This window comes from Arthrobacter celericrescens, from assembly GCF_003614925.1.
In the GTDB taxonomy this organism is placed as follows: Bacteria; Actinomycetota; Actinomycetes; order Actinomycetales; family Micrococcaceae; genus Arthrobacter; species Arthrobacter celericrescens.
The window spans coordinates 16,316-34,065 of the sequence record NZ_QYLP01000098.1 but is presented as its reverse complement, the minus strand read 5'-3'; the positions used below and the strand labels follow the sequence as shown (position 1 = coordinate 34,065).

20 protein-coding genes are annotated in these 17,750 nt (G+C 66.8%); 8 read left to right on the top strand and 12 right to left on the bottom strand.

Annotation, left to right across the window (positions count from 1 at the left end):
- Positions 1–162: 162 nt before the first annotated feature.
- Positions 163–1,050, top strand: coding sequence for a hypothetical protein (locus tag D3654_RS18230; RefSeq protein WP_120522877.1), 888 nt, complete (start codon positions 163–165; stop codon positions 1,048–1,050).
- A 65-nt stretch (positions 1,051–1,115) separates the two neighbouring features.
- Here the strand turns inward: D3654_RS18230 and D3654_RS18225 are convergent, their stop codons facing one another.
- Positions 1,116–1,823, bottom strand: a complete 708-nt coding sequence (locus tag D3654_RS18225; RefSeq protein WP_120522876.1) for a redox-sensing transcriptional repressor Rex — start codon at positions 1,821–1,823, stop codon at positions 1,116–1,118.
- A gap of 66 nt (positions 1,824–1,889) precedes the next feature.
- The gene (locus tag D3654_RS18220) at positions 1,890–2,144 is read right to left on the bottom strand and encodes a glutaredoxin family protein (RefSeq protein ID WP_120522875.1); all 255 of its coding nucleotides are present in this window, start codon (positions 2,142–2,144) and stop codon (positions 1,890–1,892) included.
- A 106-nt stretch (positions 2,145–2,250) separates the two neighbouring features.
- On the opposite strand from D3654_RS18220, the gene D3654_RS18215 reads away from it, so the two are divergent.
- Positions 2,251–3,069 (top strand): HAD family hydrolase, encoded by an 819-nt coding sequence (locus tag D3654_RS18215; protein WP_120522874.1) that lies wholly within the window; start codon positions 2,251–2,253, stop codon positions 3,067–3,069.
- A gap of 82 nt (positions 3,070–3,151) precedes the next feature.
- Here the strand turns inward: D3654_RS18215 and D3654_RS18210 are convergent, their stop codons facing one another.
- The 3 genes from D3654_RS18210 to D3654_RS18200 form a co-directional block, all read right to left on the bottom strand.
- Positions 3,152–3,250, bottom strand: a complete 99-nt coding sequence (locus tag D3654_RS18210) for a 30S ribosomal protein bS22 (RefSeq protein WP_003792170.1) — start codon at positions 3,248–3,250, stop codon at positions 3,152–3,154.
- 164 nt (positions 3,251–3,414) lie between these two features.
- Positions 3,415–3,627 (bottom strand): helix-turn-helix domain-containing protein, encoded by a 213-nt coding sequence (locus D3654_RS18205; RefSeq protein WP_074586973.1) that lies wholly within the window; start codon positions 3,625–3,627, stop codon positions 3,415–3,417.
- 146 nt (positions 3,628–3,773) lie between these two features.
- Positions 3,774–4,916, bottom strand: coding sequence for a 3-deoxy-7-phosphoheptulonate synthase (locus tag D3654_RS18200; RefSeq protein WP_120522873.1), 1,143 nt, complete (start codon positions 4,914–4,916; stop codon positions 3,774–3,776).
- A 331-nt stretch (positions 4,917–5,247) separates the two neighbouring features.
- On the opposite strand from D3654_RS18200, the gene D3654_RS18195 reads away from it, so the two are divergent.
- Positions 5,248–6,258: a LacI family DNA-binding transcriptional regulator gene (locus tag D3654_RS18195; RefSeq protein ID WP_120522923.1), complete on the top strand. Its 1,011-nt coding sequence runs from the start codon at positions 5,248–5,250 to the stop codon at positions 6,256–6,258.
- Positions 6,259–6,270: 12 nt separating this feature from the next.
- Here the strand turns inward: D3654_RS18195 and D3654_RS18190 are convergent, their stop codons facing one another.
- Positions 6,271–6,960, bottom strand: coding sequence for a FadR/GntR family transcriptional regulator (locus D3654_RS18190; RefSeq protein ID WP_120522872.1), 690 nt, complete (start codon positions 6,958–6,960; stop codon positions 6,271–6,273).
- Positions 6,961–7,038: 78 nt separating this feature from the next.
- Here D3654_RS18190 and D3654_RS18185 point away from each other — a divergent pair, with 78 nt between their 5' ends.
- Positions 7,039–8,373: an alpha-hydroxy acid oxidase gene (locus D3654_RS18185; protein ID WP_120522871.1), complete on the top strand. Its 1,335-nt coding sequence runs from the start codon at positions 7,039–7,041 to the stop codon at positions 8,371–8,373.
- A 93-nt stretch (positions 8,374–8,466) separates the two neighbouring features.
- Here the strand turns inward: D3654_RS18185 and D3654_RS18180 are convergent, their stop codons facing one another.
- From D3654_RS18180 to D3654_RS18165, 4 genes are all read right to left on the bottom strand, one after another.
- On the bottom strand, positions 8,467–9,123 hold the full coding sequence (locus tag D3654_RS18180; RefSeq protein WP_120522870.1) for a GntR family transcriptional regulator: 657 nt from the start codon (positions 9,121–9,123) through the stop codon (positions 8,467–8,469).
- Positions 9,124–9,251: 128 nt separating this feature from the next.
- A complete protein-coding gene (locus D3654_RS18175) occupies positions 9,252–10,253 on the bottom strand; it encodes a transketolase family protein (protein WP_120522869.1) in 1,002 nt (333 codons plus the stop codon).
- A complete protein-coding gene (locus D3654_RS18170) occupies positions 10,250–11,143 on the bottom strand; it encodes a transketolase (protein WP_120522868.1) in 894 nt (297 codons plus the stop codon). Before D3654_RS18170 ends, D3654_RS18175 begins: the two co-directional genes overlap by 4 nt.
- 60 nt (positions 11,144–11,203) lie before the next feature.
- The gene (locus D3654_RS18165; protein WP_120522867.1) at positions 11,204–12,541 is read right to left on the bottom strand and encodes an MFS transporter; all 1,338 of its coding nucleotides are present in this window, start codon (positions 12,539–12,541) and stop codon (positions 11,204–11,206) included.
- Between the two features lie 208 nt (positions 12,542–12,749).
- Between D3654_RS18165 and D3654_RS18160 the strand changes: the two genes are divergently transcribed.
- From D3654_RS18160 to D3654_RS18145, 4 genes are read left to right on the top strand one after another with little or no spacing between them, the layout of a single operon-like run.
- Positions 12,750–13,592, top strand: coding sequence for a sugar phosphate isomerase/epimerase family protein (locus D3654_RS18160; protein ID WP_120522866.1), 843 nt, complete (start codon positions 12,750–12,752; stop codon positions 13,590–13,592).
- 31 nt (positions 13,593–13,623) lie between these two features.
- The gene (locus D3654_RS18155; RefSeq protein WP_120522865.1) at positions 13,624–14,397 is read left to right on the top strand and encodes an SDR family NAD(P)-dependent oxidoreductase; all 774 of its coding nucleotides are present in this window, start codon (positions 13,624–13,626) and stop codon (positions 14,395–14,397) included.
- Between the two features lie 38 nt (positions 14,398–14,435).
- Positions 14,436–16,178, top strand: coding sequence for a dihydroxyacetone kinase family protein (locus tag D3654_RS18150; protein ID WP_120522864.1), 1,743 nt, complete (start codon positions 14,436–14,438; stop codon positions 16,176–16,178).
- A gap of 9 nt (positions 16,179–16,187) precedes the next feature.
- A complete protein-coding gene (locus tag D3654_RS18145) occupies positions 16,188–16,646 on the top strand; it encodes a ribose-5-phosphate isomerase (RefSeq protein WP_120522863.1) in 459 nt (152 codons plus the stop codon).
- Between the two features lie 19 nt (positions 16,647–16,665).
- Here D3654_RS18145 and D3654_RS18140 read toward each other — a convergent pair whose 3' ends face one another.
- Both D3654_RS18140 and D3654_RS18135 read right to left on the bottom strand, forming a co-directional pair.
- A complete protein-coding gene (locus D3654_RS18140; protein WP_120522862.1) occupies positions 16,666–17,223 on the bottom strand; it encodes an ArsR/SmtB family transcription factor in 558 nt (185 codons plus the stop codon).
- 81 nt (positions 17,224–17,304) lie between these two features.
- Positions 17,305–17,628: a hypothetical protein gene (locus D3654_RS18135; RefSeq protein ID WP_120522861.1), complete on the bottom strand. Its 324-nt coding sequence runs from the start codon at positions 17,626–17,628 to the stop codon at positions 17,305–17,307.
- Positions 17,629–17,750: the final 122 nt, after the last annotated feature.

Here is a 17,750-nt window from a genome sequence, read left to right as displayed (position 1 = left end):
CCGCGGCGTCCACCGGACCCCGCGGCCTTTCCGTTGCCGGAAATCCGCTGGGAATCGGGCTCCGCGGCCCGGGGCCGGGGTACGGTGGAACTAGCAAAGCTGGGGGCAGTGGTATTTGCTGGCCCGGCAGCCGAACCGCAGTCGACCATGCAAAGGAATGCCATGAGCAACCCTCCATACCCGCCCGCCAACTCCGGTGAAAACGGCGATTCCCAGCAGGGCACGCCCGAGCCGCCAAAGTACGGGCAGCCGGCAGAACCGCAGTACGGGCAGGGAGCACCCCAATACGGCGAGGGTGCACAGTACGGGCAGCAGCCCTCGGCGCCGCAGTACGGCCAAAATGCACCGCAATTCGGTCAGGCCCCGCAGTACGGGCAGGGAGCACCTCAATACGGCGAGGGTGCTCAGTATGGCCAGGGCGCACAGTACGGCCAGCAGCCGTCCGCTCCCCAGTACGGCGGTCAGGGCCAGTACGGCGGTCAGGGCGGCCAATACAACCAGGGCGGCCAGCAGTTCGGCCAGTCACCATATGGCCAGTCCCCGTATGGACAGGGTGCATGGCCCAGCCAGCAGCCTGCCACAACGTCTGGTGTTCCCCCGTTGGTCAACATCTCGTTCTGGCTCATCCTTGCCGCCGGTGTGCTGACCCTGATCGGCATCCCGTTTGCACTTGCCGCGATCAATTCGCCCGATTTCACCAGCATGATGGACGAGGCCATGAGGGCCCAGGGGACCAACAACCCGGGCATCGACATGGAGAGCTTCCGCGGAATAATGGCCACCATGGTGGTCATCTTCTCCGTGATCTTCGCGGGCCTCTATGCCTTGGTGGCGTTCAACGTCCGCAGGGGCAAGAACTGGGCCCGGATCCTCGGAACCATCTTCGCCGCGATCTCGCTGCTTGGCCTGAGCCAGATCGGCCTCGGCACGATCTCCATCCTGCTCGGCGTCGGCGCGATCGTGCTGCTCTACCTGCCGGGGTCAGCCCCGTACTTCCGTAAGACGCAGCCTTTCGCGAACCCCTACGGCCAGGGTCCCTACGGACGCTAGTCCTGCTGCGGGGAAACACACCGCAACAAACAACGGGCGCAGTCCCGGCCGCCGTCGGGCAGTTATCAGACGGCTTGGCCCGGGGTCTGCGCCCGTTGTGCGTGGTAGGCGAGGATCTGCAGTTCGGTGGCCATGTCCACCTTCCGCAGGTTGACGTGCGGCGGGACCTGCAAAAGCACCGGCGCGAAACTGAGGATGCTGCGGATTCCGGCCTTGATCACGCGGTTGCACACGTCCTGTGCCACGGCGGCCGGCAGGGCCAGGACCACCATGTTGGTCCCGGTGCGCTGCAGCACCTGCTCGAGGTTGGCTGCGTCGCTGACCCGCAGCCAGCCGACTTCATTGCCGACCACCATAGGGTCGGCGTCGAGGATGGCCACTACGTCGAAGCCGCGCGACTGGAAACCGCCGTACCTGGCCAGGGCCTTGCCGAGGTTTCCGGCCCCGACAATCGCAACTTTCCAGTCGTGGGTGAGCCCCAGCGCGGCGGCGATGTGGCGGCTTAGGTACTGCACCTCGTAGCCCACGCCGCGCGTCCCGTAGGAGCCCACGTAGGAAAGGTCCTTGCGCAGGGTGGAGGAACTGACGCCCGAGGCCTCGGCCAGCGCCTCGGAGGAGACCCGTTCCACTCCTTCGCCGAGGAGGGAGTTGAGGGCGCGCAGGTAGAGCGTCATCCGGGCCACGGCTGCGGGCGGGATCTGCTTGGCAGCAGTATCCTGCTCGCCCGGCGCGGGCTCGGCGGATGGTTCCAGCGCAGTCACGGTTGTCTCCATTGTGTTGCTTTGTTGTCCCACTCTATTGCGGGCCGCCCGGAGTCAACAAAGCCACCGGAGTCACACTCAGGATGCCATTGCCTTCTGCAGCACCCTGGTGAGCCGCACTTCGTCGATCTTCCAGAAGTCCCGCTGGATGCCGTCCACCAGCACCACCGGGATCTCTTCGGCGTAACGTTCGCTCAGTTCGGGATCGCCTTCGATGGAGGTCTCGCGCCACGGCAGCCCCAGCCCGGACGCAACGCGTTCGACGGCGTCCCGCGCCGCAGCGCAGAGGTGGCAGTCGGGTTTGGTGAGGAGGACGACGTCGGGAATCGGCATGTTTCCACGGTATCCCGAGCCGCGGGGCGGCGTCGAAGCGCACGGCGCGGGTTCATGCTCACGGCGCGGCACGGCGCCGGGCGGGGCAATTGACTAGACTCATGGCATGCCCGACGAGAAGACCGCCGCTGTGGCCACCGCGCCGGCTGTGAAGCAGCAACACGGCGAAGCCGCATTCTTCGACGTCGACAACACCTTGATGCGGGGCGCGAGCCTCTTCCATGTGGCCCGGAAAATGTACGAACGCAAGGCCTTCACCTTGTCCCAGGCTGCGGGCTTCGCGTGGAAGCAGTTCAAGTTCGTCCTCCGCGGGGAGAACATGGACGACGTGCACGCGGTCCGCGATTCTGCCCTGACCCTGGCCGCCGGAATCAAGGTCTCCGAGGTCCACGAACTGGGCGAAGAGGTCTACGACGAGATGATCGAGTCACGGATCTGGCCGGGCACGAAGGCGCTGGCCGAGCAGCACCTCAGGGTCGGCCGCAAGGTCTGGCTGGTGACCGCGACTCCGGTCGAGGTCGCAAAGGTGATTGCCACCCGGCTGGGCCTGACCGGCGCACTGGGCACGGTGGGCGAAATCGAGGACGGCGCCTACACCGGCCGGCTCGTGGGCGACATCCTGCACGGACCGGCGAAGGCCGTTGCCGTCCAGCAGGTGGCGGACGAGGAAGGCCTGGACCTGCAGCGCTGCTGGGCGTACAGCGATTCCCACAACGACATTCCGCTGCTCACCCTGGTGGGCCATCCGGTGTGCATCAATCCCGACGCCGCCCTGCGCCGCCACGCCCGCGAAAACAACTGGCCCGTGTACGACTTTCGTTCGGGCCGCCGCGCTGCGACCCTGGGCCTGAAGGCCGCCACTGTGGGCGGTGCCGTCTACGGCCTGTGGCGCGGCTTCAGCAAGTTCCGCGGCCCCAGGGTCTGACGCCTCCCCTGGATCCCATCGGGAACGCAAAAATGCCCGCCACCTCGAAAGGCAACGGGCATTCACGCACTGCGAAGTATTTCTACTTCTTATTGCGACGCTGGTGGCGGGTCTTACGAAGCAACTTGCGGTGCTTCTTCTTGGCCATACGCTTGCGGCGCTTCTTGATAACTGAACCCACGAAAGTTCCTTACAAATAAGTGAAGTTCCCGCCTGCCGGACGGGGCCGGTGAAGGCCCCGCAACAGACGGATTCTTACAGTGACGTAAAACGTTCCTTAACAGGGTACCGCCTCACAGGGGCACCCAATGACCGTGGACCCAGTGGGGCCCATGGACGAAAAGGCTAGGCACTCTCCGAGCGGCCATCCACCACGGCACCCTTGAGGTACTGGGCAACGGCTTCCTCAGGGACCCGGAATGACCGACCAAAACGGACGGCCGGCATTTCGCCGGAGTGGACCAGGCGGTACACGGTCATTTTGGAAACCCGGAGAACCTCGGCCACTTCGGCCACGGTCATGAATCGCGCATTCGAGAAGTTGGTCTCTGCGGACATTCTCCATATTCCTTTGCTCTCAGCTGACAAGGACAACCCCAGCGCGCATGACTGCGGCGTTCCGATGCTGAGCCATCACAACCATGTGCTAGATACTTTAGAGGCTGCTGAGGCCAATGTGAAAGTCCCGGACGCTACATTCGTGGTCACACGGCGGTGGCCTCGCGGCGCTTCCGGGCGGATGCCGCGAGCTGCTCGAGCACGGATGCGGTGACGTCCCATTCCATGCAGGCGTCGGTGACGCTTTGGCCGTAGACGAGCTCCTGCTCCCCCGCGAGCTGAAGCGCGACGTCGAGGTTCTGGGCGCCGCCCACCAGGAAGCTCTCCAGCATGACGCCGGCAACCGGAGAGGCGGGATCGGCCTCCAGCTGGGCACCGATTTCCAGCGCGACCTCGGCCTGGCGGTGGTGGCTCTTGCCGCTGTTGGCGTGGCTCGCGTCGACGATCAGCCGCGGGTTCAGACCCTTGGCGGACAGCTTTTCGGACGCGGCAGCGACGTCGTCCGCGGAGTAGTTGGGGCCTTTGCGGCCGCCGCGCAGGATCACATGCGTGTCGGGGTTCCCGGCGGTGGCCACCAGGGCGGCGCGGCCGTCGCCGTCAATGCCGAGGAACGCCTGCTGGGCTGCAGCGGCACCGCAGGCGTCGATGGCCACCTGCAGGTCGCCGTCGGTGCCGTTCTTGAAGCCGATCGGCATGGACAGGCCGGAGGCAAGCTGGCGGTGGATCTGGCTTTCAGTGGTGCGGGCGCCGATGGCGCCCCAGGCCACCAGGTCCGCCATGTACTGCGGGCTGATCGGCTCGAGGAATTCCGTGGCGGTGGGCAGGCCGAGCTCGGTGACCTGTTGGAGGAAACCGCGGGCGGCGCGCAGGCCCGAGGCGATGTCGTGGCTGCCGTCCAGGTGCGGATCGTTGATAAGGCCCTTCCAGCCCACCGTGGTGCGCGGCTTTTCGAAGTAGGCACGCATGACCACCAGGAGGTCTTCCTTGTGCTTTTCGGCCTGGCTGACCAAGCGGCGGGCGTATTCCAGGCCGGCCTTGGGGTCGTGGATGGAGCAAGGGCCGACGATCACCAGCAGGCGGTCGTCGACGCCGTCCATGATCGCCCGGATTTCGTCACGGCCGCGTTCGACGACGGCCGCGGCCTTCGCGCCAAGCGGCAGTTCCGCGATGACTTCCTGCGGTGCAGGGAGCGGTTCGAAGCGGCTGACCCGCAAGTTCGACGTCGAGCGGTCCGCAGGTGCGACCTGGCTGGCGTCGAGTGCGGCGGGGTTTTCGGCAATGCTGGTCATTTTCGGGTCCTGTTCCGGGGGCGGAGCGGGCCCTCATCAGAACCCGCCGGATATGGCGAAGGGCAGAGAATCATCTCTGCCCTGTTGGCTCTGAAGGTTAGTTGGATGCGTGTCAGTTAGACGCGGGCCCCTCCAGAGCCAACGAAAAATACGCATACCAACGCTTAGTCATGGACACACCATAGCCATGAAGGCGCCCGGGCCGCAAAACCGGTCCGGGTCTCATCCCGTAACAGTCACCGGGCGCAATGGAAGGACATTGAGAGAAAACGTTTCCCAAAAGTCGCTAGACTCAGCGCCAAGGAAACAGGGCAGCATCATGAAGGAAGCCATGGCAGATCGGAGCAGGCGGCGCGTCGGAATCGGTGACGTGGCTGCACGGGCCGGTGTTTCGCATGCCACGGTGTCGCGCGTCATGAACGGCAACACCACCGTCAACGCCTCCATCGCCCAGCGGGTCCAGGCCGCCGCTGCCGAGCTGAAGTACAAGCCGAACCCCGTGGGCCGCAGCCTGGCCCTGGGCAAGACCGAAACCATCGGCATCGTGGTTCCGGACCTCTCGAACCCCACGTTCCAGTCCATCCTGCGGGACGTCAGCATCGCCGCCGCGCGCGACGGCTACCGGGTCCTGATCGCAGACTCTTCCGAAGTCTCCAGCGAGGAAGCGATCCTTGCCGGCGAGGCACGGCGGCGCTGCGACGGCGTCGTACTCTGCGCCCCGCGCATGAGCCAGGACGAACTCGAAGAGCTCGCCCCCACCCTGCACCCCTTGGTGCTGATCAACCGCACCACCGAACTCTCGTCCACGCCCAGCCTGGTGGTGGACTACGGCCACGGGATCCAGAAGCTCGGCGCCCACCTGGTGGAACTGGGCCACCGGCGGATCGCCTACCTGACCGGCCCGGAGCGCAGCGCATCGAACGTGCAGCGGCTGCGCGGGCTGGAGAAGTTCGTCCAGGACTACCCCGAGGTGGAGCTGCAGGTCATTCCGGGGGGAAACACTTACGACGCCGGGAACGAGGCAAGCGACGCCGTCGCCTCCTGCGGGGCCACCGGCATCCTGGTCTTCAACGACGTCGCGGCCATGGGCCTGCTGCACGGCCTGAGCGAACGCGGCATCCGGGTGCCGGAGGACCTGTCCATCACGGGCTACGACGACATGCCCTTCGCCCGCTACACCATGCCGGGCCTGACCACCGCGGCCGTGCCGATCACCCAGCTGGGCAGCCTAGCCTGGCGCCGGATGCGCGAACACATCACCCAGGCCAACGCCCAGTCCCCCACCGACCACTTCGAGCCGCACCTGGAAATCCGCGGCAGCACCGCGCCACCGAAGGCCTGATCGGCCCGGGCCTCAGCCGGAAGCGGCGACTCCTGCTTCGCGGTAGTAGCCCTCGATGTGGGCGGCAACAAGCCGTGCCGCCTTGCCGCCGTCGCCGGTGTTCACGGCGTCGAGGATCGCGCGGTGCTCGGCCCGGAGGCGGCCGGCGGTCGCGTCCCAGTCCGGCAGGTTCTTGGTCAGTTCGGCGGCGTAGCCTTCGATCGCTTCGCGGAGGGACGCCATCATGGCGCTCACCACTACGTTGCCGGCGGCCTCTGAGAGTGCCAGATGGAAGCGGACGTCCAAGGCCAGGAACTCCTCGGTGCCCGGGCCGGCGTCCATGCCGTCGAGTAGCTCGGCGGCCTCGGCGAGGGCCGGCGATTCGGGGCGGGCCCTCGAAACGGCCCACGATTCCAGCAGCACACGGGTTTCCACGATGTCGGCCACGGGAAGGTGCCGGGTGGCCGTGTGCAGTCGCAAGGCCGCGCCGAGTGCCGTGGCGGGTTCCGCGATGACCACCGTCCCGGCGTCCTTCCCGGAGCCGACGCCGGCCCGCACCACGCCCATCGCCTCCAGGATCCGGATCGCTTCGCGCACCGACGTCCGGGACACCTGGAGCTGTTCGGCAAGGGCGCGCTCCGCAGGGAGGCGTCCGCCAAGCAGCAGTTTGCCGTCGGAGAACTGCCTTTCGATCCAACCGAGCACGAGTTCGTGGGTTCGCATGCCGGAATTCTACTTGATGTGGTCCGACCACATGGAATAGAGTGTGGTCCAACCACACAGCCGAGTCCGGAGACCACCATGACGCAGACCGTCCAGCCAGCCAGCGGCACAGCCGCAGCGAACAACAGCACCGCCGCAGCGAACGGCCACAGCGCAGCGGACGGCCACAGCGCCGTCGTGATTCCGCCGGCCCTCAAGCGCCGGATCCCCAAGTATTCGGACCTGGCTCCGCTGATGAAGTTCAAGAAGCCGGAGTTCAGCAACGCCGCCCGCCTCAAGCGGGCCTCCACGGTCTGGGAGCTGCGGGACATCGCCAAGCGCCGCACGCCGCAGGCGCCGTTCGACTACACGGACGGCGCCGCCGAAGCGGAAATCACCCTGCGCCGGGCGCGGCAGGCCTTCCAGGATGTCGAGTTCCGGCCCGGCATCCTGCGCGACGTCTCCAGCATCGACCTGAGCACCGACATCCTCGGCAAGCCTTCCCGCCTCCCCTTTGGCATCGCCCCCACCGGCTTCACCCGGATGATGCAGTCCGAGGGTGAATACGCAGGATCCCAGGCGGCCGAGGCCGCCGGCATTCCGTACACGCTCTCCACCATGGGCACCGCTTCGATCGAGGACGTCGCTGCGGCGGCGCCGGGCGGACGCAACTGGTTCCAGCTCTACCTGTGGACGGACCGGGAGCGTTCGCTGGAACTGATCGAGCGCGCGGCCGCGGCCGGAAACGACACCCTGATGGTCACGGTGGACACCGCCGTCGCCGGGGCACGGCTCCGGGATGTCCGCAACGGCATGACGATCCCGCCGGCCCTGACGTTGAAGACCGTGCTCGACGCCTCGTACCGGCCGGCGTGGTGGTTCAACTTCCTCACCCACGAACCGCTCACGTTCGCCTCGCTCTCGCGCTACACGGGCACCGTAGCGGACCTGATCAACTCGATGTTCGACCCCACGCTGACCTTCGATGACCTCGACTGGCTGCGCGAAACCTGGAAGGGCAAGCTGGTGGTCAAGGGCATCCAGACCGTGGAGGACGCCGCGAAGGTGGTCGACCACGGGGCCGACGGCGTGGTCGTATCCAACCACGGCGGCCGCCAGCTGGACCGCGCGCCGATCCCGCTGCACCTGCTGCCCGGGGTCTCCGCCGCCGTCAAGGAACGGAACCCGGAGGCCGCGGTCATCCTGGACACCGGCATCATGGGCGGCGCGGACATCATCGCGGCGCTGGCGCTGGGGGCGGACTTCGCCCTGATCGGCCGGGCGTACCTCTACGGACTCATGGCCGGAGGGCGGGCCGGCGTGGACCGGACCATCGCGATCCTGGAGAAGGACATGGCCCGCACCATGGCACTGCTCGGCGTCACCAGGATCGCCGAGCTGACCCCGGAGCACGTGCGGCTGCTGCAGGGCTGACGTTCCCGGCGTTCCTCCCAACTAGCTCGCAGTTGTTGTCGTTTTCGGGGCTGAAAACGACAACAACTGCGAGTCAGTTGGGTTGCGGGGCGGTCAGGCGACCAGGTTCTCCGCGGCGCCGCTCATGTGGTCGATCAGGGTCTCGCGGGCCTTGGCCGCGTTGCCGGTTTCGATGGCGGCGACAATGTCGTGGTGCCGGCCGACGCTCATGTTCTTGACGGCTTTTTCGATCCCGGCGTACATGATGGACATCCGGATGGAGCCTTCCAGGGATTCCCAGGAGTGCAGGAGCGTCTCGTTGCCGGACAGCCGGCAGAGCGTGCGGTGGAAGTCGAGGTCGGATTCGATCCGCTCCTCAAGCGAGGATTTTGCGGCCTTTTCCATCTGCACGACGGCGGCGCGCAGCTCCACGAGGGCCGCCTCCTTGTCGGGAAGTTCGCACAGGGTCCGCGCCGCGAGGGACTCCAGCACCCCGCGGACGGAGAAGATGTCGCGGATTTCCTTGACGTCAAGGTGGCGCACGGAAAGCCGTCCGCGGGCTCCCAGGGACACCAGGCCCTCCTGCTGCAGCTGGCGCAGGGCCTCCCGGAGGGTCCCGCGGCTGATCTGCAGCATCTCCGAAAGCTCGGTCTCCACAAGGTGCCGGCCCGGCTCGAGTTCACCCGTGGTGATGGCCCGCCGCAGGGCGATCAGTGCTTGTTCCCGCAGGCTCATCTTCTCGAGCCCTAGCAGGGATGCTGTTGTGGCCATGACTTCCTCGATGTCAATGGTCGACTGCTTACAGTCGTCGTTTAACTGTTGATACTACGACAGAAGTGTGGAACCGCTCCCGAACGGCTCCACACTTCCGTAACGCGTTGCCGGCTCAGCCCGGGCATTCAGCCCAGTTCGGCCAGGACCTTGGCCACGATCTTGTCCACGGACAGTCCGTAGCGCTCGTGGAGCGTCGGCAGGGCCCCGGCGTCGAGGAACCGGTCCGGCAGCGCGATGGGAACCACCCGCTTGCCAAGCCCGGCGGTGACGACGGCAGAGGCAACGGTTTCGAACAAGCCGCCCACCACGGTGTGGTTTTCGAGCGTGACGGCCAGGCGGTCGGTGTTCAGCTCGGCCAGGACCGTTTCGGCGTCGAAGGGCTTGATGGTGGGCGTGTGCACCACGGCCACGTCCACGTTGTGCTTGGCCAAAGCGTCGGCGGCCTGCAGGGCGCGCATGGTCATCAGCCCGGAGGAGACGAAGACTACGTCGTTGCCGCCGCGCAGCACTTTGGCCTTGCCGAGTTCGAAGGTGTAGTCGTACTCGTCCAGCACGGTGGGGACGTTGCCGCGCAGCAGGCGCAGGTAGGTGGGCCCTTCGGAGGCCGCAAGCTGCGGGACGGCCTGCTCGATGTCCACCGAGTCGCAGGGGTCCACGATGGTCAGGTTGGGCATGCCGCGGAAGATGGCCATGTCCTCGGTGGCCTGGTGGCTGGGACCGTAGCCGGTGGTCAGGCCGGGCAGGCCGCCGACGATGTTGACGTTCAGGTTCGGCTCGGCGATGTCCAGGCACAGGAAGTCGTACGCGCGGCGTGCGGCGAACACGGAGTAGGTGGACGCGAACGGGATAAGCCCGGTTTCGGCCAGGCCCGCGGCCGCACCGAGGAGGAGCTGTTCAGCCATGCCCATCTGGAAGAAGCGCTCCGGGAAGGCCTTGGCGAAGATGTGCATGTCCGTGTACTTGCCCAGGTCCGCGGTCAGGCCCACGATCTTGCCGTTGTCGTGGGCGGCCTTGACCAGGGCGTGGCCGAACGGTGCCGGAGTGGTCTTCTGCCCGGGGTCGGCAAAGGAGGCGATCATCGCCGAGGTCTTCAGCTTCGGCTTGGCGGTGGCAACGGTGGTGCTCATGCTGAGGCCGTCCTTCCGTATCCTGCGGTCAGCTGCTCGCGGCAGATCTGCCATTCGTGTTCTTCGATGCGCATGAAATGCGCCTTTTCGCGGGTTTCCAGCAGCGGAACGCCGCGGCCCACCTTGGTGTCGCAGAGGATTACCGAGGGCCGGCCCACCGGACCCGCAACAGCGGCGATGTTGTCGAACGCTGCCAGCAGCGCGCCGACGTCGTTCCCGTCCACCCGCTGGGTGTACCAGCCGAAGGCTTCCCACTTCTCGGTGACCGGTTCGGTGCGCAGCACCGTGTCCGTGGCACCGTCGGCCTGGAGGGCGTTGATGTCCACCAAGGCGGTCAGGTTTCCGAGCTGGTGGTGATGGGCGCCCATGGCCGCTTCCCAGGTGGATCCCTCGTCGAGCTCACCATCGGAAAGGAAGTTGATCACCCGGGATGCGGAGCCTTGCGCCCGCAGCCCGAGGGCCATTCCGACGGCGATCGTCAGTCCGTGCCCCAGGGAACCGCCGGAGATTTCCATGCCCGGGGTGTAGGTGGACATGCCCGACATCGGCAGGCGTGAATCGTCCGACCCGTACGTCTCAAGCTCGGAAACCGGCACGATCCCGGCTTCGGCCAGCGCCGCATAGTGCCCGATGGCGTAGTGGCCGGTGGAGAGCAGGAAGCGGTCGCGGCCTTCCCAGTGCGGGTCCCCGGGCCGGAAGGTGAGCTGGTCACCGTAGACGGCGGCGAGCATGTCCGCCGCGCCCAGGGCCTGGCCAACGTAGCCCTGGCCCTGGACCTCGCCCATGTTCAGGGCGTGGTGCCGGATCCGCTGCGCGGCCGCGCGGATGCGGTCGACGCGCTCGGCGTTTGGCGTCGCGGCGGGCGCTGCTTCGGTTGATGAAAGAGTCACTGGTTGTCCTTCCGAAGCCGGGCGCCGCCCTGGTGGGACGGCGCCCGGTTGCTGTGGATGTCAGGCGTTTACGGAATCGGGCGTTTTGCTGGCGGCTTCTTCGGCGAGCGCACGCTCACGGGGACCCCAGGTTTCCTTGGTGACCAGGGCTGCCCACAGGCCGATGGCGCCGTAGATGCTGAACAGGGCTGCGGGGCCCACCCAGCCGAAGCTGACGAACAGCAGGGTGGTGACGAAGGGCGTGAAGCCGGAAACCATCGCCGAGATCTGGTAGGCGAGGGACGCTCCGGAGGACCGGGTCTTGGCCTGGAACAGCTCGGGGAACCACGCGCCCTGGGCGCCGGCCAGCGAGTTCTGGCAGACGGCGTAGGCCAGCACAATCGTGGCGATGATGAGGAAGAACAGTCCCGTGTTGACCAGCAGGAACATCGGAATGCCAAAGGCTACGGCGAAGGCAGTGGACCACACGTAGACGGTGCGGCGGCCCACCTTGTCCGTCAGCTTGCCCCAGGAGTAGGTGGCGAGGATGCCGATCGCGGCAGCGATGCAGAGGGCCACGAGGGTCTGGGTCTTGTCGGCGAGCTTGGTGCTGTGCAGGTAGGAAATCATGTAGGTCACGGACACGGCGTAGCCGGCGGTTTCCGCAACACGGAGGCCGATGCCGCGGACAATGTTCCGCCAGTCGGTCTTGATGACCTCGACGATCGGCGACTTGACGATGTCGCCCTTGTTCTTGACGTCCTCGAACACCGGCGACTCCGGGACCTTGGAGCGGATGATCAGGCCCACCGCCACCAGGACGATGCTGGCGAGGAACGGCACGCGCCAGGCCCATTCGCTGCCAAGGCCCACGCTGCTCAGGAAGACGAGGTTGGCCAGCAGGAGGCCCACCGGGAAGCCGGCCTGCACGATGCCGGTGAACTGGCCCTTCTTCTTCCATGGAGCGTGCTCGTAGCTCATCAGGATGGCACCGCCCCATTCGGCGCCGAACGCGAGGCCCTGGATGATGCGGACAATCACCAGCAGGGTCGGGGCGAGGATGCCCACCTGCGCGTAGGTGGGGAGAAGGCCGATCACGAAAGTGGCCAGGCCCATCAGGATCAGCGAGGCCACCAGCACCGGCTTGCGGCCGAGCTTGTCGCCCAGGTGGCCGCCGATGATGCCGCCCAGCGGGCGGGCCGCGAAGCCGACGCCGAGGGTGGCAAAGGAGGCAAGTGTTCCGGTCACCGGATCGGCGCCCGGAAAGAATGCCGTACCGAAGTACAGCGCGGCGGCGGTGCCGAAACCGATGAAGTCGTAGGTCTCAATGACGGCGCCGACGCCTGAACCGACGGCAACGCGCTTCGCTTCCTTGGTTCCATGAACCGGACCACGCATGGTCAGAGCTTCATTGCTCATGGTGTTCTTTCCCTTTCGAAGAGTGCGGCGCTTCGTCGGCTACCGCACTGTCGACAGTCAACATAATACGCCAAGTGTGACCCGCCGCACTCCCAATGTCAACAGTCGACCTTGAGGGTTGACTGTTGACAGTTAACGCACTTAGAGTGGTTTCCATCACGCAGGCCACGCCGTAACGCCGGCCCCGAAATCCAAGGAATCAACGACGATGTTCCACCAACGACTGGGCTGCTCCTCCATCAGCTTCCGCCACCAGGACCTGGCCACGGCCCTGCAAACCATGGGCGGCCTCGGCTTCGAGGAAATCGACCTCGGCGCCCTCCCGGGCGTCTGCGACCACGTGCCCTACGTCCTGGACGCCGCCGCAGTCGAGGAGGTTGCCGCCGTCGTCAATAACTCGGGACTGCGCGTCCGTTCGGTGAACGGCGACGTCGGGGACCTGAACGCAGTGCTCGACGCCGGAGCCCGGGAAGCGCGCGAACGTCACCTCGGGATGCTGCTCAGCTTGGCCGCCAAGACCGGCGCGAAGGCGCTGGTGCTGCCCTGCGGCGCGATCGACCACGAGCCGGTCAAGAGTCTCGAGGAAGACATCGACACCGTCGCGGCCCAGCTGATCCACGCGGCCAAGCGTGCAGAGGAGTTCGGCGTCGAACTGTGGACCGAATCCCTGCACTACTTCCGGCTCTGCTGGAACATGGAGCGCGCGCAACTGCTGGCTGACCGCCTGGCCGGGAGTGGCGTCGGAATCGTCATGGACTTCAGCCACATCGTTGCCTCCGGCGGCGACCCCGTGGACTTCGTTGACCGCTTCGCGGACCGCATCACCCACGTCCATCTGCGGGACGCGGTTCCCGCCACCGAGACCGAGCCGGGGAACATCAACCTCAGCATCGGCAACGGCCAGGCCGACTTCGCCGGCGGCCTTTCCAAGCTGCGCGACGCCGGCTACACCGGCCACTTCTCGCTGGAACTTGAAACGCGCGACGTCACCCACGACGAGCGCCCGGCTGCCACCGCCAAAGCCGGCAGCTACATCACAGACCTCATCTGACACCTGCACAAACCCCCATTCAAGGAGCATCATGTCCACCATCCAGCGCACCGCCGTCCTCACCGGAGCCACCTCCGAGCGCGGCATCGGCCTGACCACTGCCCGCCGCTACGCCGCCCAGGGCTGGGGCGTCGTCATCCTGGACCTCGACGGCGAGAAGTCCGCCAAGGTTGCCGCCGAAATCGGCAACGAATTCAACGTTCCCGCCTTCGGCTATGAGATCAACGTCGCCGACGAAGCCTCCGTGACCAAGGCCCAGGCCGCCGTCGCCGCTGAGGTTGCTGCCGGTAACCTGCCGGTGGTCGGCGCCCTGGCCAACATCGCCGGCATCACCTCCCCCATCCCCTTCCTGGAAACCACGCTCGAGCTGTGGCACAAGGTGATGGACGTCAACGCCACCGGCACCTACCTGGTCACCAAGGCGTTCCTGCCGGAGATGATCGCCAGCGGCTGGGGCCGCATCGTCAACATGTCTTCCGTGTCCGCCCAGCGCGGCGGCGGCGTGTTCGGCAAGGTTCCCTACTCCGCGGCCAAGGCAGCCATCCTCGGTTTCACCAAGGCCCTGGCCCGTGAAATCGCCACCACGGGCGTCACCGTCAATGCCATCACTCCGGGAGCCGTGGACACCAACATCCGCGTGGGCACCACCGATGAGCTGGAAGCAGCCATCAACGCCGGCATTCCCATGGGCCGCAACGCCACCACCGAAGAGGTTGCTGCCGTCATCACCTTCCTCTCCTCCGAGGACTCGGCCTACCTGACCGGCACCACCATCGACATCAACGGCGGCAGCCACATCCACTAGTCCGGCTCCCCGCTCGGACCCCAGAACCAGGACCCACCATGACCAGAATCTTCAACGATCCCGCCGACTTTGCCGACGAAGCCCTCGCGGGTTTCTGTGACGCCCACTCGGACCTCGTGCGCCAGGTGGAGGGCGGCGCGGTCCGCCGCAACCGCCCGGCCACGCCGAAAGTCGCCGTCATCACCGGCGGCGGCTCCGGCCACTACCCCGCGTTCGCCGGCATCATCGGACCGGGCTTCGCTGACGGCGCCGTGGTGGGAAACATCTTCACCTCTCCCTCTACCCAGCAGGCCTACTCGGTGGCCAAGGCGGCCAACTCCGGCGCCGGCGTCGTGTTCACCTACGGCAACTATGCCGGCGACGTGCTGAACTTCGGCATGGCCAGCGAGCGGTTGAACGCCGAGGGCATCGCCGCGGAGAACGTCCTGGTGACGGACGACATCGCCAGCGCCTCCACCAGTGAGATCGAGAAGCGCCGCGGCATCGCCGGGGACTTCACGGTCTTCAAGGTCATGGGCGCCGCCGCCGAAGCCGGGCTGGACCTGGCGTCCGTGGTCCGGGTGGGCCGCAAGGCCAACGAGCAAACCCGCACCATCGGCACCGCCTTCGGCGGCTGCACCTTCCCGGGCGCGGAGCAGCCCTTGTTCCGCCTTCCGGAGGGCCACATGGGATTGGGCCTGGGCATCCACGGCGAACCGGGTCTGTTCGACACCGAGCTGCCGTCCGCCGTCGAACTCGGCACGGAACTGGTGCGCCGCGTCCTCGAAGAGGCTCCTGCGGAACACGCAGGTCGCATCGCGGTGATCCTCAACGGCCTCGGTTCCACCAAGCTTGAAGAGCTGTTCGTGCTTTGGCGCACGGTCGCTCCCCTGCTGCGCGACGCCGGGTACACGCTGGTGATGCCCGAGGTCGGCGAGCTGGTGACTAGCCTGGACATGGCCGGAGTTTCCTTGACAGTCACCTGGCTGGACGAGGAACTCGAGCAGTACTGGACGGCGCCTGCCCTGACCCCGGCGTACCGCCGCGGCATGGTGGGGTTCGAGGTGACGCCTGCCGGTGAGCTCGCATCCGACGAGGCGTACGACGGCGCCGCCGACTACTCCTCCACAGCCGAGTCGCATGAGTACGCTGCCCAGTGCCTCGCCGCCCTGGACACGACGGCCGCCCTGCTGCGCGCTTCCGAGGCGATGCTGGGCGACATGGACGCCATTGCCGGCGATGGCGACCACGGCCGCGGCATGGTCCGCGGATCCGCAGCCGCACTGGCCGCCGCCACTGCCGCCTACTCCGCCGGCGCCGGCGCCGGCTCCGTACTGATCGCCGGCGGCGACGCCTGGGCCGACAAGGCCGGCGGAACGTCGGGCGTCCTTTGGGGTGCCGGGCTGCGCGCCTTCGGCGAACGGTTGGGCGACACGGACATCCCGACGGCGGACGACCTCGCCGGCGCTGTCCGCGCCTTTGCCAGCCGCATCACCGACCTCGGAAAGGCGGAGATCGGCGACAAGACGATGGTCGACTCGCTGCTGCCGTTCGCTGGGTCCTTCACCTCGGCCGTCGCCGCAGGTTCTGCCGTGGAGGAGGCGTGGGCTTCCGCAGCCGCTACATCCGCCGAGGCCGCCGCCGCCACCGCAGAACTCCGGCCGCTCAAGGGCCGCGCCCGTCCGCTGGCCGAGAAGAGCATCGGCACCCCGGACCCCGGGGCGACGTCCCTCGCGATGGTGTTCGCCGCCGTCGGGCCCCACTTCACCGCAGTCCCCGTGGCTGCGGCAGCAAGCAACTAGGAGAAACCCATGCGAATCATCGTGGGCGCCGACGAAGCCGGCGTTGACTACAAAGACCGGATCCTTGCCGATCTCCAGGCCGATTCCCGCATCACCGAGGTGATCGACATCGGCGTCAACCGCGCGGACGAGGACTTCACCCGGCCCTACCCCCTGGTGGGCATCGCGGCCGGCGAAATGATCCGTGACGGCAAGGCGGACCGGGCCATCCTGTTCTGCGGCACCGGCATCGGCGTGGCCATCGCGGCGAACAAGGTCCCGGGAATCCGCGCCACCGCGGCACACGATTCCTTCTCCGTGGAGCGCTCGATCCTCTCCAACGACTGCCAGGTGCTGACCATGGGCCAGCGCGTTGTCGGCGTGGAGCTGGCCCGGCGGCTGGCCAAGGAATGGATCGGCTACGCCTTCGACCCTGCGTCGGCCTCGGCAGCGAAGGTCCAGGTGCTCAGCGACTTCGAAGGCTGCTGACGCCCCCTCCCGGAGCGCGCTACTTCTTCCGGCCGAACTTCGGCAGGTTGGGCAGGTCAGGCAGCTTCGCGAGCAGGTCGGCAGCCCTCGTGGCGGCGCGGCCCACCGTGCGGCCGATCTGCTGGGGAACGGTGTCGTCCACCGCAGCCGGTACAGGAACAACTTCCTGTGCCGGCTGTGCTGCGTTAACTGGCCGGGCGGTTCCCGCCGGAGCCTGGGACGTCCCGACGGCGGCGGGCTGGGCGGGCTGTCCGGCACTGGGGGCGGTGCCCTCCCGGCTCTGCCCCGGTGTAGCGGTGGAAGCGGCCGCGGCGGGGCCGACGTCGAACGTTTCCAGCCAGCTGGCAATGCCGGCGAGGGGCTTCGGGTTCAGGGCGTAATAGCGCTTCTGCCCCTGGGCGCGCATGCTGACGAGGTCCGCCTCGCGGAGCACTTTCAAATGCTTGGAAATGGTGGGTTGGCTGGCGTCGAGCTCCTGAACCAATTCCCCCACAGCTTTGTCCCCAGAGCGGAGGGAAACCAGGATGTCACGCCGGGTCGCCTCAGCAATGACGGCAAATACGTCGTCAGTCACCATGCCTCCAACCCTAGCGACATATACGTCAAAAGGCATCAACTATTTCGCTGTGGTGGAGCGCGCCCTGGGGGCTGGGACAGATCAATGTGCCCAGACTCCGGAACTTCGCACTTCGAAGAAGCGCGCACCATCGGGAGCGGTCTCCACAGCTTCCTTAACATGCACCGAGAACAGCCGCAGCTGCGCTTGCATGTCCGAAATGTCTTGGGGATCGGCGAGTACCTCACTGTCCAGGCGGCCAACAGCCGAATAGATCTGGCCTAGGCTCTGGATGAATTCGAAGCGGCGTCCCTCGAGGCCGACAAAGGTAACCTGAGCACCTCCGCCCATCCCGGATGATTCGATGGTGCCGTCGAGCGAGAGGACGTAGCGCAGCCGCGACAGGAATTCCTCGTAATCACGCACTCGCACTATCTCCTACAGCTTGGGCTGGAGGGTGTCTCCGGATCGTTGACCGGCCCTACCCCCGATGGTAGAACGATCACACGGTCCAAGCGGCCATCAGGCCGCGGCCAGAGCGGGCGGGG

Excerpts from the sequence above, each read along its gene's own strand:
- D3654_RS18185 (WP_120522871.1), top strand. The coding sequence starts at position 7,039 with ATGACGCAGACCGTCCAGCCAGCCAGCGGCACAGCCGCAGCGAACAAC.
- D3654_RS18200 (WP_120522873.1), bottom strand. The coding sequence starts at position 4,916 with ATGACCAGCATTGCCGAAAACCCCGCCGCACTCGACGCCAGCCAGGTC.
- D3654_RS18215 (WP_120522874.1), top strand. The coding sequence starts at position 2,251 with ATGCCCGACGAGAAGACCGCCGCTGTGGCCACCGCGCCGGCTGTGAAG.
- D3654_RS18220 (WP_120522875.1), bottom strand. The coding sequence starts at position 2,144 with ATGCCGATTCCCGACGTCGTCCTCCTCACCAAACCCGACTGCCACCTC.
- D3654_RS18155 (WP_120522865.1), top strand. The coding sequence starts at position 13,624 with ATGTCCACCATCCAGCGCACCGCCGTCCTCACCGGAGCCACCTCCGAG.
- D3654_RS18145 (WP_120522863.1), top strand. The coding sequence starts at position 16,188 with ATGCGAATCATCGTGGGCGCCGACGAAGCCGGCGTTGACTACAAAGAC.
- D3654_RS18190 (WP_120522872.1), bottom strand. The coding sequence starts at position 6,960 with ATGCGAACCCACGAACTCGTGCTCGGTTGGATCGAAAGGCAGTTCTCC.
- D3654_RS18140 (WP_120522862.1), bottom strand. The coding sequence starts at position 17,223 with ATGGTGACTGACGACGTATTTGCCGTCATTGCTGAGGCGACCCGGCGT.
- D3654_RS18230 (WP_120522877.1), top strand. The coding sequence starts at position 163 with ATGAGCAACCCTCCATACCCGCCCGCCAACTCCGGTGAAAACGGCGAT.
- D3654_RS18195 (WP_120522923.1), top strand. The coding sequence starts at position 5,248 with ATGGCAGATCGGAGCAGGCGGCGCGTCGGAATCGGTGACGTGGCTGCA.
- D3654_RS18205 (WP_074586973.1), bottom strand. The coding sequence starts at position 3,627 with ATGTCCGCAGAGACCAACTTCTCGAATGCGCGATTCATGACCGTGGCC.
- D3654_RS18160 (WP_120522866.1), top strand. The coding sequence starts at position 12,750 with ATGTTCCACCAACGACTGGGCTGCTCCTCCATCAGCTTCCGCCACCAG.
- D3654_RS18150 (WP_120522864.1), top strand. The coding sequence starts at position 14,436 with ATGACCAGAATCTTCAACGATCCCGCCGACTTTGCCGACGAAGCCCTC.
- D3654_RS18175 (WP_120522869.1), bottom strand. The coding sequence starts at position 10,253 with ATGAGCACCACCGTTGCCACCGCCAAGCCGAAGCTGAAGACCTCGGCG.
- D3654_RS18165 (WP_120522867.1), bottom strand. The coding sequence starts at position 12,541 with ATGAGCAATGAAGCTCTGACCATGCGTGGTCCGGTTCATGGAACCAAG.
- D3654_RS18180 (WP_120522870.1), bottom strand. The coding sequence starts at position 9,123 with ATGGCCACAACAGCATCCCTGCTAGGGCTCGAGAAGATGAGCCTGCGG.
- D3654_RS18225 (WP_120522876.1), bottom strand. The coding sequence starts at position 1,823 with ATGGAGACAACCGTGACTGCGCTGGAACCATCCGCCGAGCCCGCGCCG.